At 60.1% G+C, this 14,591-nt stretch carries 11 protein-coding genes and 2 pseudogenes; 8 read left to right on the forward strand and 5 right to left on the reverse strand.

Annotated features, from left to right (window positions below; all coding sequences use genetic code 11):
- Nucleotides 1–610: 610 nt before the first annotated feature.
- The 5 genes and pseudogenes from ACYZUD_RS10630 to ACYZUD_RS10650 all read right to left on the reverse strand — a co-directional run bounded on the left by ACYZUD_RS10630 (nt 611) and on the right by ACYZUD_RS10650 (nt 7,295).
- Nucleotides 611–1,252, reverse strand: coding sequence for a response regulator (locus ACYZUD_RS10630; protein WP_462023954.1), 642 nt, complete (start codon nt 1,250–1,252; stop codon nt 611–613).
- Entirely contained in the window at nt 1,249–4,197 is a 2,949-nt protein-coding gene (locus tag ACYZUD_RS10635) for a PAS domain-containing sensor histidine kinase (RefSeq protein ID WP_462023955.1), read from the reverse strand. Before ACYZUD_RS10635 ends, ACYZUD_RS10630 begins: the two co-directional genes overlap by 4 nt.
- Before the next feature lie 309 nt (nt 4,198–4,506).
- Nucleotides 4,507–5,106: pseudogene (locus ACYZUD_RS10640) on the reverse strand (methyl-accepting chemotaxis protein); the annotation flags it as partial.
- 303 nt (nt 5,107–5,409) lie between these two features.
- Nucleotides 5,410–6,123, reverse strand: a pseudogene (locus ACYZUD_RS10645) (MCP four helix bundle domain-containing protein); the annotation flags it as partial.
- A gap of 302 nt (nt 6,124–6,425) precedes the next feature.
- A complete protein-coding gene (locus tag ACYZUD_RS10650; RefSeq protein WP_462023956.1) occupies nt 6,426–7,295 on the reverse strand; it encodes a LysR family transcriptional regulator in 870 nt (289 codons plus the stop codon).
- 99 nt (nt 7,296–7,394) lie between these two features.
- Between ACYZUD_RS10650 and ACYZUD_RS10655 the strand changes: the two genes are divergently transcribed.
- The 8 genes from ACYZUD_RS10655 to ACYZUD_RS10690 all read left to right on the forward strand — a co-directional run bounded on the left by ACYZUD_RS10655 (nt 7,395) and on the right by ACYZUD_RS10690 (nt 14,586).
- Complete coding sequence (locus tag ACYZUD_RS10655; protein WP_462023957.1) at nt 7,395–8,405, forward strand: DMT family transporter; 1,011 nt, start codon at nt 7,395–7,397, stop codon at nt 8,403–8,405.
- Nucleotides 8,402–9,061, forward strand: a complete 660-nt coding sequence (locus ACYZUD_RS10660; protein ID WP_462023958.1) for a GntR family transcriptional regulator — start codon at nt 8,402–8,404, stop codon at nt 9,059–9,061. Before ACYZUD_RS10655 ends, ACYZUD_RS10660 begins: the two co-directional genes overlap by 4 nt.
- Nucleotides 9,062–9,176: 115 nt before the next feature.
- Entirely contained in the window at nt 9,177–10,109 is a 933-nt protein-coding gene (locus tag ACYZUD_RS10665) for a 4-hydroxyproline epimerase (protein ID WP_462023959.1), read from the forward strand.
- Complete coding sequence (locus ACYZUD_RS10670) at nt 10,106–11,221, forward strand: NAD(P)/FAD-dependent oxidoreductase (RefSeq protein WP_462023960.1); 1,116 nt, start codon at nt 10,106–10,108, stop codon at nt 11,219–11,221. Before ACYZUD_RS10665 ends, ACYZUD_RS10670 begins: the two co-directional genes overlap by 4 nt.
- Complete coding sequence (locus ACYZUD_RS10675; protein WP_462023961.1) at nt 11,214–11,450, forward strand: (2Fe-2S)-binding protein; 237 nt, start codon at nt 11,214–11,216, stop codon at nt 11,448–11,450. The genes ACYZUD_RS10670 and ACYZUD_RS10675 overlap by 8 nt, the downstream gene beginning before the upstream one ends.
- On the forward strand, nt 11,447–12,703 hold the full coding sequence (locus ACYZUD_RS10680) for an FAD-dependent oxidoreductase (protein ID WP_462023962.1): 1,257 nt from the start codon (nt 11,447–11,449) through the stop codon (nt 12,701–12,703). Before ACYZUD_RS10675 ends, ACYZUD_RS10680 begins: the two co-directional genes overlap by 4 nt.
- Before the next feature lie 74 nt (nt 12,704–12,777).
- Entirely contained in the window at nt 12,778–13,527 is a 750-nt protein-coding gene (locus ACYZUD_RS10685) for a PAS domain-containing protein (protein ID WP_462023963.1), read from the forward strand.
- A gap of 240 nt (nt 13,528–13,767) precedes the next feature.
- Nucleotides 13,768–14,586: an ABC transporter substrate-binding protein gene (locus ACYZUD_RS10690; RefSeq protein ID WP_462023964.1), complete on the forward strand. Its 819-nt coding sequence runs from the start codon at nt 13,768–13,770 to the stop codon at nt 14,584–14,586.
- Nucleotides 14,587–14,591 lie beyond the last annotated feature (5 nt).

Raw genomic sequence — 14,591 nt, forward strand, 5'->3', positions numbered from 1 at the left:
CCAGCTCAACCTGTTTTTCCCACAGCGGCAATACGCTCGACAGCAGTTTGCGCAGGGCCTGTAGCCCGACCGAGTGATCATCCTCAAGAGGGGTTACGGCGCTGTCCACGCAGGCGACAGGTCCCTGCCGCCAGCACAGCCACAGGAAAAAACCTTGTATCACCGCGGCAAGACCCGCCTTCCACCACGCGTCCGCTAGTGCAATGCAAAGCAGAACCGTCAGCAGCAATCCTGTTATCAACACCCAAGGATTGCGCAGCCGACTGCGTGCCGGTTTCAGCTCCATCAGACTCACCCCATCATTTTTATTTTCTGCGGGGTTCTGCTACCTACACAGCGGCGTTCAAGCAAACGAAGACTGCTGGCAGAAGGCCACGCCATCATGGGTAAAGTCTAGAGGGGCGGGTTGAAAGCGACTACGAGTCAATTACGGGGAGCGACTAGGTAAAATAACCTATACGCGAACCGATATAGGCAGGCAGACCGATGAGGCCTGGGGATGCAGGCAACACTTCATCTCGGCAGGAAGAATGACCATGAAACGGGATCGGGCTGGAACAGACGACAAGTCGATTGCAGATAAAAGGACAGATGAGAAAACCTGTCCAGGTTATTTATCAAGATCCAGAATGCCTTGCCGGATGGCATAAACCACGAGACCGGCAAGGTCGCGAATGTTCAAACGCACCATGAGTTGTGCGCGATGAGCATCGACGGTCTTGACGCTGAGGTTGAGCTGGTAGGCAATTTCCTTGTTGGTTTTGCCATTGACCAGCCAGTAGAGCACCTCCCGCTGACGTGCGGTCAGCGTGGCCTCTTCGGGCTCGGAACCTTGTGTATTCATGGCCTCGATAACGCGGCCGGAAATTTTCGGGCTCAGGTAGCGATGCCCGCTCAGTACAGCCTGGATAGCCATCCTCAGCTCGACCTCAGCGGCATCCTTGAGCAGATAGGCAGAAGCCCCTTCCTGCATGGCCTTGAGCACAAAGTCACGGGTATCGTGCATCGACAGCAAAATCACGGGCAGCGTTGGCCATTGAATGCGCAGTCGCTTGAGTGCCTCCAGACCTGATAACCGTTCCATGGTGATATCCATCAGCAGGACATCCGGCTGGTGCAGCTGGAGCAGCCTTTCGACATCGTCTCCGTCACAGCCTTCGGCAACCACTGAATAACCCCAGTCCTCCAGCAAAACCCGAATGCCTGCGCGCACAAGATTGTGGTCGTCCACCAGGACAATTCGAACATTCATGCCTCGTTACCTCGTTCACTATTATTAGTATCTGGGATGATCACCTCTATCTGGGTGCCTTGCCCCGGTGTCGAGCTCACCAAAAACTCGCCGCCCAGAAGCTTGGCTCGCTCCGCCATGCTCATCAGCCCCATGCCACTGCCATCGGATAACGCTGCGTCGTAGTCGAAACCACATCCGTTATCAGCGATTTCCAGGTGAATATTGTCATTGATTCGTGCCAGCCTGATCTCGACAGAACGCGCTGCGGCATGCTTGAGCACGTTATTCAACGCCTCCTGGAAAATCCGGAAAAGCGTGATTTCCACACAGGAGGCCGTGCGCGGCTGCAGCTCGACACAATCGAGCCAGCAACAGACACTTTCCGGCAAGTCGGGCAGGTAATTATCGATCTGCCAACGCATCGCCGCCACCAGTCCCAGGCTGTCCAGCTGCACCGGGCGCAACATCCGCGAGAGATCGCGCACCTTGCTCAACGCTTCGTCGGCAATGCGCACCAACACCGCCTGCCGCAGCTCGATTTCGCCCTCCAGATGACGCTGAATCCCCGAAGCGCTGATTTTGATGCACGTCAGCAATTGCCCGATATCGTCGTGCAATTCACGCGCGAGATGACGGCGTTCCCGTTCCTGCACGTCAATAATCTGGCCGGACAGACGTTGCAAGCGGCCATTGACGGCTTCCAGATCTCCCTGCAACCGACGGTGTTCGCTGACATCCCGCAACATCACCTGAATGCAAGTCTGGCCATCCATCTGCAGGCGCCGGGCAGCCATCTCGACTTCAAACTCGGTGCCATCGAGTCGCCGATAATGCCGCGGCAAAAAGGCGGGCACATGATCGCGCCTCAAGACCAGTGCAAGATCATCCATGAGTTGCTGATGGAAACAGGGGTCGACCAGGCCATAAATATTCAGACCGATGAACTGATCAATCGAGTCAACGGCAAAGAACCTGGCGGCCGTCAGATTGGCAAAGATCACCCGGGCGTCGCGAAAAATCAGCAACCCTTCCGGTAACAGCTCGACCAGCTCGCGATAATGTCGCTCACCTTCGCTTAAACGGTGCTCCACCCGCTTCTGCTCGGTGATATCGAGCAAAGCCCCCAGCAACAGCGGCTTGTCATTATGAGGACGCAACTCACCGCAGAGGAGTACGTTACGCAAATGACCATCAGGCCTGCGAATTTGTAACTCGATATCAAGTCGCTCGCCTTTCAGGGCGCGGTCAAACGCCTTCTGGGCATACCTTCGCTCCTGAGGCACGATGCTGTCTAAAAAGTCCGTATACGTGCATTCACCCGAAGTGGCTGGCAAACCGAATATGCGCGAGCACTCATCCGTCCACATGGCATGTTCGGCACCGACTTCCCAGGACCACACACCCAACCCGGCAATCAACTGGGCCTCAAGTAATTTCTGTTGCGAGACCTTCAACGCATTTTCGGTTTGAAGCTGGGCCGAAATATCATGCAGGCAGGCAAGGACATAGACTTTCTTGCCCAGTTGAATCGGCGAGAAATGCACCTGACAGCAAAAACTGCCCTCTTGATCATCCAGACGCCTGAACTTCAAGGTCGCGCATATCTCTGCTCCGCCAGCGGCGTCGAGTAACAACTGGGCAATCAGCGGCGAAGCCTGGTGATTGTTTAGCTGTTCGGGGTAACAGAGGTCGGCGAATTGATACTTGCCGAGGTGCTCGGCACAGTCGACACCGAACAGTTTTGCAGCGCGTTCGTTGGCCTCCTGGACGCCTGATGAGCCCAGCAAAAGCACACCGTCGCCGATCGACTGAAACAGCCTGCGATAACGCTGCTCGCTACGACCAATACGTCGCCAGGCTGCTGCAAGCCCGACGGACGCCGCCAGGATCACCAGGCAGGTCAGGAAAATCGCAATGAAGGTAAAACGCTTCTGCTCGTTCCAAAGGGCCAGGTACTCCTGTGGCCATCTGGCGACGACAACCTGCAAGGGATAATTCGGTACGGCGGCGCGCACCAGCAGAACATCCTCAAGCCATTCCACGCCCTCTTCATCCGGCGCAAGTGCTTGCGGCGGCAAGCGGCCCTGCTGTCGATACACAGTGCCCTGAAGATCAAGCAAAACGTGTGAAATATTGAATGTGTAGCCACGGCTGGAGAAGTAATCACGCTGCTGCGTCAGCGGTACAAGCGCGCCGACGGTCAACCATTTGCCGTTGGGACATTGGTAACGACGAAACACAGGCAACAAGAGTTTGTCGCCCCGTTGCAGACTGGCCTGGAACCAGACGTCACGACCAACGCCCTGCGGAGGTTGCCAATCAACCCCCTGGAACGCAGCGTCGTACAACGACCAGTGTCGCTCTTCGGCACTGACAAACAGCGGTCCGTTTTGTGGGTCGGAGCCGACAAATTGTGCCAGTTCGTGACTGACCTGGGAGTCCGTCAGCGGCCAGTCCAGACCGAGCAGGTGATTGGCCAGGGCATCCATCGCGAACCTTCGCTGCTCCAGAGCCGTCGCGGTATACCCGGCAATCGCGGCGGCCAGCACCTGCGTACGAAAACTGACCGCACGCTGGCGCTCTTCAAAGTCGCGCCACAACGTCAAGCTGCCCAAGCCGACAATCAGGATGAGCAACGTAGCGCAACAACTCCAAATCAACAGGTAGGGGTGTGAGTCCGGGCGAATACATGTTTTCAGACGCGATACTCGCATAACAATCCGGGGGTCAGCTTCGACATAAGAAATGAGGATGTACGACCAACGCCCTGCAATAGCCCCCCAGTCAATCGAGCCACGCTCGACACAGGGTCGAGTCATCGGGGGAGGCGAATTTAAGGTCGGGGGTTGTCTACGGAAATTGGGCGCACACATTACTACGGAATTTGAAGGGGGTATTTTCAGGCCGACGTACGTTGCTCGAATGACGTTTTTAGCAAAACAGATACCGTTTCCAGTGCTCACAGCACTGACCACGAGTGATAGCTACTGGCCATCTGGATGCAATCATACCCAATTGGCGAGCTGGATCAGTACAAGTCTTTTCCTGGCTTCATTTAGAAAGTATTACCTATAGACCGCCAGAGTTTTCGTACAGAGGACGCAGCCATTCAGGGCCATGCAGTGGTGCAAGGCTGAAAACAGGATGCCGCCCCATGCGCAATCTCGCGCGTTTCGGGCGGCTGAAATACCAGCGCTATCACGGCTGGAGAGATGGCCGTTCGTTCGAACGAGGCGACGCATGCACCTCGAGCCTCGCAACCAAGGGTTGGGCTACATGCGAAACCGATTGACCAGGTGATTAAGATTGAGGGCCAGACGTGACACCTCGCCACTGGCCAACGAGGTCTGCTGAGCGCCATTGTTGCTCTGATCAGAGATGTCGCGGATGGCGATCAAGTTGCGATCGACCTCTCTCGCCACCTGGGCCTGCTCTTCCGCCGCACTGGCAATCACCAGATTCATCCCGTTGATTTCAGTGATCCGCTCGGCTATCAGAGTCAGCGCCTGGTCCGCTTCGCTGGCCGCAGCCTGGCTGCGCGCCGCGAACTCGCCACTCTGCTGCATATCGCGCACCCCCTCTTGGGTGACGCTCTGGATGGCGGAAATCATTCGTTCGATTTCCTGGGTAGAGGTCTGGGTACGCTGGGCCAGATTGCGCACCTCATCAGCGACGACCGCAAAACCACGACCCGCCTCACCGGCTCGCGCGGCTTCAATGGCCGCATTGAGGGCCAGTAAGTTGGTCTGTTCCGCGATGGCACGAATCACGTCCAGCACACGACCGATGTTCGATGCTTCCTCGGCCAACCGGACCACCGTGCTGGTGGTCACGTCGAGCTTGCTGCTGAGCTGATCAATGGTTTCACGCGTGAGCACTACCTGCTTGCGTCCCCCATCGGTCAGCTCCATCGCTTCACGCGAGGCACTGGAGGTACGACTGGCGCTATCTGCAACTTCATCCGCCGCCGCTGACATTTCGGTCACGGCCGTCGCCGCCATTTGCATTTCTTCATTTTGCTGATGGATGCCTTGCGCCGTACCTTCGGTGACGGCCTGAAGCTCCTCGGCCGCGGACGCCAGCTGAGTCGCCGAGCCTTGTATGTCCTGCAGCGTATCGCGCAACGTGGTTTGCATCGTCCGTACTGACTGCTGAACTTCAGTAACTTCGTCTCGCCCTTTCACCTCAATAGACTGGCTGAGATCTCCGGAAGCCACCCGGGCCGCGGCATCCTTGAGCGTCGCCAGCGGCCCGGTGATGCTACGTATAAGCAGCGTTGCGAACACACTGCCGCAAATCAGAACCCCGAGCATCAACACCACGAACATGTTTCGGGTGGACTCATACAGGACGATAGCATCGTCGTAAACCTGCTTTGATTCTTCCAGTTGAATATGGATCAAGTTACTGAATCGATCCGAAAGCGGGTCAATGACCGGGTACAGTTCGTTTTCAACGAAGTGATCAAGCGCCGCTTTGTCGCCACGCTGCAAAATGTCTTTAACGCGATCTATAGGCGCCTGAGCGGCCTCAACAAACTTCGAAAGTTCATCCACCGAGAGTCTTTCTTTCTCGACCATCCTGGTCTTTTGGTAAGCGGACCAGAGCTTGTCGATCTCGTGGTCTGCGTCGGTGACGTCAAGCGCGGCCTGGGCGAAAGTCATCTGACCGCTTCGCGCCTTGTGGCTGGTATCGACGATTTTCACCGCATACAGGTCAGCGATGACTTTCAGATCACGTAGCGGCACCACCCTGTCCAGGTAAACCGTATTGAGGCCGGCAATGCTGCGCTGAAGGGAACTGAGCCCCATCACGCCGACAACGATGCAACCAAGCAACATGGCGCCGACCAGAACAAGGAGCCGGGTTCGAATAGTTAAGTGCAGCATTGGTTATGCTCCTGTTCCATACAACTTGTCAGCGTGATGCAATCTGACAATTATTGGTTGGGTTCAGCGTTAGAATCGGGCAAGTAACGGCACCCAACTATCGACGGTGCGTAGCGGCTATGGAGTGCGGGGATTTATCTGAGTCAGAACTTGATCTTTTCCGCCCGGAAAAGCGGCGAGGCGAACGAAAAAATCATACTTAGATAAAAAACTGCCGTATGTAAGCGGTTTCCTGACGGCAATGCGTAAATCTACTTACACGGGACGATAAGACTGGATCAACGCTCACGGATGCCAACACGTCAGAGCTGAAAGCCATGTCCGATCAACCCCACCATCACCTCACCCGCCTCACTCAACGCCCCCGGGGCCAGCATCAGTCGCAGTTCATGCACGGGCAGTTCAGGAAAGCCGTCAGCAGCGGTCAGCACCCGCATACCTTGACGCACTTGGGCACGGTCGACGATGCCAACGGCCAATCCGGCCTCAATGGCGGTTTCCAGTGCGGTGACTCCGGCACTCATGATGACTGCCCGCCAGCGCCGACCTTGTTGGCCAAGCGCATCGACAGCCACACTCCGGTAAGGGCAACCCTTACCGTGCAATGCAAGCGGGACCGGTTTGGCGAGGTCTGGTGTGTAGTCGTGAGCGGCCACCCAGACAGGTTGGGTGATGCCGAAAGTCTTTATGCAACGCCCGTCCGACGCAGTCGCCTCAACCGGTTCCACCAGCAATGCCATATCCAGTTGTCCCCGCTGAAGGCGGGTGTTCAAGCGCCCGCTGGAGCCGGTTTCCACTTCCAGTTCTATGTAGGGAAAATCCGCCGTCAGGTGCGGCAGCGTACAGCCCAGTACCGCACCGGCGTACTCCTCGGAAATGCCCAGCCTGACTCGGCCACTGGCCACCGGCGCGGTGAAGCTGGCGAGCAACCGGTCATGGAGCAACAACAGCTCAGCGCTTTGCAACGCAAAGCGACGGCCCAGCGGTGTCAGGTTCACGGTCTGGTTGTCGCGCTCAAACAAGCGCCCTCCCGCCAACGCTTCCAGGCGACGAACATGCAGACTGACCGCCGACGGGCTTTTGTTCAAAAAGCTGGAGGCAGCAAGGAATTGCCCAAAGCGCACGATGGCATGAAAGGTACGCAGCAGTTCAATATCAAGCGTCTCGGCCATGATTCATAAATCCTGCATCACTGATGCTGATCGTATCGTTTGATTGCATCACCTGTTCATTCATACCATCGAAATCAGCCCACTGTCAGGTGCCATTCGATGAACGTTGCACACACTCGCTTATCGCTGCTGGGGAGTGGCTTGCTGCTGTTGGCCATGGTCGTCAGTTGGAGCTCCGGTTTCATCGGTTACCGCTATATCGCCGATCAGGGAAGTGTTTACCTGGCCTCTGTGTGGCGCTTCATCCTGGCGGCGGTTGTATTGTTTCCCTTCGCCTGGGCGGATTTGCGTGCCTTGCGCAGCGGCGACGTAGTGCATCAGGCACTGGTGGGGTTGTTCGCGATTGGCGGCTACATCGGCCCGATAGCCGGGTCCATTCAGCTGGGTGTAGCGCCAGGCACGGTCTCACTCATTGCCAATCTGTTGCCACTGACGATTGTGGTGTTGGCGGGTAGCGTGCCTGGGCAACGCACGCGCAGTTGGCAATGGTTGGGGCTGGCGCTGTGCCTGACCGGCATGCTGGTGGCCAGCGGTGCCAGCGTCGAATGGGATGCCGCTGACCTCTGGGTTTATAGCTTGCCGCTGCTGGCAGTTCTCTCCCTGGCGGCGGCCACGCTGTACCAGAAAGCCGCCCCCGGCGCGTCGATGTCCGCTCCGACCGCGTTGTTCATTCAGGTATGTGCAGTGATCCCCGTGTTTGCAGTGCTGGCGTGGGCTGAAGGAGAAATACGGCCGCCAGCCAGCGCAGGTTTTGCAGGGGGCGTTGTGTGGCTGGTGGTTTTCGCGACACTGGGTGGCTACGGATTTTACTGGCTGTGCCTGCAGCGATTCAGTATTCAGCTCATCAGCGGCGCACTGTTTCTGACGCCGCCGGTGACCATGATGTGGGCATGGCTGCAGTTCGGCGATCCGTTGACCCTCAGTGCGATGGTGGGTGTGGGATTGACTCTGTTGGGATTGCCATTGCTGGCGATGAGACCGGTGGACGCGCTTCGTGCCCGGCATCGATCCGGCCCGGGGCATGACCATCGGTCAGAGGCCTGCATAGCCATCGTCAAAGAAAATTCGTATACCATATCTCCAACTCATTCCGAACGACCGCCACCGTGACCCTACCCAAATTCAACGCTCCAGACCTTGGCAATGCGCCTTCGACGTCGGAAATCATCACCCGTCATCTGCGTGACGCCATCGTCGCGGGGCATTTCGCCGAAGACGAGCCGATTCGCCAGGACGACATCGCCCGTCAGTTCAACGTCAGCAAGATTCCGGTGCGCGAAGCCCTCAAGCGCCTGGAGGCCGAAGGCCTGGTGATGTTCCAGCGTAATCGCGGGGCGATGGTCACGCGGGTTTCCGATGCGGAACTGGCGCAGATGTTCGAAGTGCGCATGTTGCTCGAAGACAAGGTGCTGCGCCTGGCCATTCCCAACATGACCGAAGAAACCTTCGCTCGGGCCGAACGCATCTGCCAGGAATTTATCGGTGAAGATGACGTGGGACGCTGGGCCGAGCTCAACTGGGAACTGCACGCCTGCCTCTACGAACCGGCGCAACGACCATTTCTGGTCAGCCTGATCCGCTCGGTCAACGACAAGCTGGAGCGTTACCTGCGCATGCAGATGAGCCTCTCGGCCGGCAAGGACCGCGCCGATCACGAACACCGGGAAATCCTAGCGGCCTGCCGCGCCGGTGACGTGGAGCTGCTCGACGAGCACATCGCCGGGGTCTGCAAGACCCTGTTCGAGCATCTGCCCCACCACCACTGACAGTCTGCCCCCACTGTGCCGATTTCGTCATCGGCACTGGATAAAACCATCAAGCCGGCAAGCACCGCCAGAGGCCACTCTTTCGTTCACTCATCTGAACGGACGTGGCCCTCCCATGAAACGCATCACTGTGATCGACTCCCACACCGGCGGCGAACCCACCCGCCTGGTGACCGCCGGTTTTCCCGATCTGGGCAGCGGCAGCATGGCCGAGCGTCGACAGCAACTGGCCGACCATCATGATCAGTGGCGCGCCGCCTGCGTGCTGGAACCACGTGGCAGCGACGTGCTGGTCGGCGCGCTGCTCTGTGAGCCCGTGGACCCGAGCGCCTGTGCGGGGGTGATTTTCTTCAACAACAGCGGTTACCTCGGGATGTGCGGCCACGGCACCATTGGCCTGGTGGCGTCGCTGGCGCATCTGGACAAGATCGGCCCCGGCGTGCACAGCATCGAGACGCCGGTGGGCACGGTACAGGCGACGCTGCACGAAGACGGTTCGGTCAGCGTGCGCAACGTGCCCGCCTACCGTTATCGCAAAGCGCTGTCGTTGCAGGTGCCGGGTATCGGCCAAGTCACGGGGGATGTTGCCTGGGGCGGTAACTGGTTCTTCCTGATCGCCGAGCATGGTCTGCGCGTTGCCGGCGATAACCTCGATGCGCTGACCGCCTACACCTACGCCGTGCAGCAAGCTCTGGACGTCCAGGGCATTCGCGGCGATGACGGCGGATTAATCGACCATGTCGAACTGTTTGCCGATGACGAGCACGCCGACAGCCGCAACTTCGTGCTCTGCCCCGGCAAGGCCTACGACCGCTCGCCCTGCGGCACCGGCACCAGTGCCAAACTGGCGTGCCTGGCGGCCGACGACAAATTGCAGCCGGGGCAAATCTGGCGTCAGGCCAGTGTCATCGGCAGCGAATTCGAAGGCTCTTACGAAATCCACGGCGAGCGCATCGTGCCGACCATTCGCGGCCGCGCCTACATCAGCGCCGAAGCCAGCCTGATCATCGATCAGGACGACCCGTTCGCCTGGGGCATTCGCCCGTGAGCGAGGGTCGGGTGGCCGATGTGATCGTGATCGGCGCCGGCATCATCGGCGCCGCTTGCGCCCAGGCGCTGGCCCGACGCGACTTGCGCGTGCTGGTGCTGGACGCCGGCCTGCCCGGCGCGACGGCGGCGGGCATGGGCCACCTGTTGGTGCTCGACGACAACCCGGCAGAACTGGCACTCAGTCAATACTCCCTGCAACGCTGGCGCGAACAGGCGCCGACCTTGCCCGACGGCTGCGCCTACCGCAACAACGGCACCCTCTGGCTGGCGGCCAATGCCGAAGAAATGGCGGTCGCCCAAACCAAGTACCAAAACCTGCAGGAACAAGGCGTGGCCTGCGAGCTGATTTCCGATCGTGGCTTGCGCCGGCGCGAACCGGAACTGCGCGAGGGCCTGGAAGGTGGCTTACTGATCAACGGCGACGGCATACTCTACGCCCCGGCGACCGCACGCTGGATGCTCGACGCCCCCAACATCAGCCAACGCCGGGGGCGGGTCAGCGCAGTCGACGGCAACCGCGTGCGCCTCGACGACGGCCACTGGCTGAGTGCCGACGCGGTGATTCTGGCGAATGGCATCCAGGCCAGCGAACTGTGCCCCGAGTTACCGATCGAGCCGAAGAAAGGCCACCTGCTGATCACCGACCGCTACCCCGGAAAAGTCACCCATACCCTGGTGGAGCTCGGTTACGTCACCAGCGCACACAACGCCACGGGCCCATCGACGGCCTGCAACATCCAGCCGCGGCCGACCGGACAATTATTCATCGGCGCCTCGCGACAATTCGACACGACTGATCCGGAAGTCGAAGGCTGGATGCTGGCGAAAATGCTCAGGCGCGCCACCGACTACATGCCGGGCCTGGCTCAGCTCAACGGCATCCGCGCCTGGACCGGTTTTCGCGCGGCGAGCCCCGACGGCCTGCCGCTGGTGGGTCAGCACCCGCAACGCAAAGGTTTATGGCTGGCGGTCGGGCACGAAGGCCTGGGTGTCACCACTGCTCCCGGCACCGCCGATTTGCTGGTCGCACAAATGTTCGACGAAACCCCGCCACTGGCCGCACAACCTTATCTTCCAGAACGCTTTCTCAAGGAGCCTGCACATGCCTGACCTGATGCTGGACGGCCGGACCCTGAGCGTTGCCGAGGGCACCAGCGTCGCGGCTGCTTTGGCCTTGGGCGGCGACGGTTGCAGCCGCACCTCGATCAGCGGCCAGCGTCGCGCACCGCTGTGCGGCATGGGCATTTGCCAGGAATGCCGGGTGACCATCGACGGTCGGCGACGCCTGGCCTGCCAGACACTGTGCCGTGACGGCATGCGCGTGGAGACTCAAGTATGAGCGAGTACGCCGACCTGTTGATCATCGGTGCCGGTCCCGCCGGCATGGCCGCCGCACTCGCCGCCGCGCCGAGCGGTGGCCGCATCGTGCTGCTCGACGACAATCCGCTGCCGGGCGGGCAAATCTGGCGCGACGGCCCAAAGGCCAGCCTGCCGGATCAGGCGCGTCAGATGCGCGAGCGACTGCAGGCGTGCAGCAACATCCGCCACCACTCTGGCACTCGGGTGATCGCCTGCGCCGGACCGAAACAATTGCTGGTCGAAGACGCCGATCGCGGCTGGCTGATCGGTTACGACAAACTGATTCTGTGTACCGGTGCGCGCGAGTTGCTGCTGCCCTTCCCCGGCTGGACGCTGCCCGGTGTGACGGGCGCAGGGGGTCTTCAGGCATTGATCAAGGGCGGCCTGCCCGTGCACGACCAACGCCTGGTGATCGCCGGCAGCGGGCCGTTGTTGCTGGCCAGCGCGGCTACCGCGAAACACCACGGTGCCCGGGTGCTGCGCATCGCCGAACAGGCCTCCACGGCCGCCGTCGCCGGTTTCGCCGCGCAACTGCCACGCTGGCCCGACAAACTGATGCAGTCGTTCACCTTGTTCGACCGTCATTACCGAACCGCAACCCACGTACTGGCCGCCCTGGGCAATGAGCGGCTGGAAGGTGTGCGCCTGCTGCAACAGGGGAAAATCGTCGAACTGGAATGCGATCGCCTGGCCTGTGGTTTCGGTTTGATTCCCAACACCCAGCTCGGCCAGGCCCTCGGCTGCGAACTCGCTGATCAAGCGCTTGCCGTCGATGCCTGGCAGGCGACTGGCCGAACCGATCACTACGCGGCCGGTGAATGCACCGGTTTCGGCGGCAGTGAACTGGCGTTGGTCGAAGGCGCCATCGCCGGTCACGCAGCCGTCGGCGACGCGCATGCTGCCCGGGCGTTGTGGCCTCGGCGGGCGCGCTGGCAAGGTTTTGCCAAGGCCCTCAATCACGCCTTCAGCCTCGGCCCACAACTCAAGTCGCTGGCGCAGGCCGATACGCTGGTGTGTCGTTGCGAAGACGTGCCTTACGCGGCACTGACCGAGCACACCGGCTGGCGCGAGGCCAAACTGGCCAGCCGCTGCGGCATGGGCGCCTGCCAGGGCCGGGTGTGTGGCGGTGCAGTGCAGCACTTGTTCGGCTGGCAACCTTCGGCACCGCGACCACCGTTCAGCCCGGCGCGGATCGAGACCTTGTTGTGCCTGGACGACACCCCGCCGGCCTGAATGCCGGCCCGGGGCTTTCGGGTCCGCTGCCGAGTCTTTATGATCCCGCAGATTGCCCCCAGACACCCAGCGCCATGTATGCCTCGCTCACGACCTTCAAACCCTGCGACCTGCCGACCCTGCTGAGCAGTCTGCAGCCGATCGCTGCGCTGCTCGATACCCTGACGGACGTGGTGTTTTTCATCAAGGACAGCGAAGCCCGCTACGCCTTCGTCAACCAGACCCTGGCCCGGCGCTGTGGCTTCAAGCACAGCGACGAGCTGCTGGGACGTACCGCCGACATGGTTTTTCCGGAACGCTACGGCCCGCTGTACACCGAGCAGGATCGTCGGGTGCTGTCCAGCGGTCGCGAGCTCGCCGACCAGCTCGAACTGCACCTCTATTACGGTAACCAGCCCATCTGGTGCCTGACCCACAAACTCGCCTTGCATGACGAACAGGGTCGAATCGTCGGCCTGGCCGGCATCTCCCGTGATCTGCAGCTGCCACAGTCCAACCATCCAGCCTTCCAGAAACTGGCCGCGGTGGACGCGCATATCCGCACCCACTTCGCACGCCCCATCAGCCTCGCCGAGTTGACCGCCATCGCCGGGTATTCCGTGGCGCAACTGGAGCGCCACTGCAAACGGGTGTTCCAGCTCACCCCACGGCAAATGATTCACAAGGCGCGCCTGGAAGAATCCTCACGACTGTTGCTGGAAACCGACCTGCCCATCACCGAGATTGCACTGCGCTGCGGTTACACCGACCACAGTGCCTTTAGCCGGCAGTTCCGCGCCTTGACCAGCCTGGCGCCCAGCCAATATCGCGACAGCCGCCGCTGAAGCCCCGTCAGTGTTCCTTTAAGGGGCGTCAGGCGCACCGCTGCTCCCTTCTGTAACACCGATCCGATACAGGTCACGCTCGCCCTCCTTGCCCCCTCGACCTTGCAAGCCCCCTAACTCAACGCCTGGGAAGTAATTCTTGCGGGCGCTGTAAAACAGGCACGCTCGCTGCTAATTAAATATCGTATACGAAATTCTCAATACGATTCCAAACAGCACTTCACCCACAACGAGGCCTCTATGAAAAACCCAGCATTTGCCGTAGCCCTCAGCGCTGTTCTCAGTACCTCCTTCATCGCCACCGCCCAGGCGGACAAGCTCGACGACATCATTGGTTCAGGCAAGCTGCGCTGTGCCGTGACCCTGGACTTCCCACCGATGGGTTTCCGTGATGAAGGCAACAACCCGGCCGGTTTCGACGTGGACTACTGCCGCGATCTGGCGAAGATTCTCGGGGTCGAAGCCGAGGTGGTTGAAACGCCGTTCCCGGACCGGATTCCGGCGCTGGTCTCCGGGCGTGCCGACGTGATCGTCGCGTCCACCTCCGACACCCTCGAACGGGCCAAGACTGTCGGCCTCACCGTGCCTTACTTTGCCTTCCAGATGGTCGTGCTGACCCGCGACAACACCGGCATCAACAGCTTCGCCGACATCAAAGGCAAAGCGCTGGGTAACACCAGCGGCACCTATGAAGCCATCGCCCTGGAAAAAGACGTGAAGAACTGGGGCACGGGCACCTTCCGCGCCTATCAGTCGCAAAACGACACGTTGCTAGCGGTCGCCCAGGGTCACATCGACGCCACCGTGGTGACCAATACCGTGGCCGCCGCCACGCTCAAGTCGGGTAAATACAAGAACCTGAAAATCGCCGGTAACGCCCCGTACGTGATCGACTACGTGTCCCTCGGCGCCAAACGCAGCGAGTACGGTCTGCTGCGGTATCTCGACCTGTTCGTGAACCAGCAAGTGCGTACCGGCCGTTACAACGAGCTGTTCACCAAATGGGTCGGCACCGAGATTTCACCCGCCGACCTGACCGTGCCAAAGGTCTACTACTGAGGTGT

This window comes from Pseudomonas sp. XS1P51 (assembly GCF_054897845.1).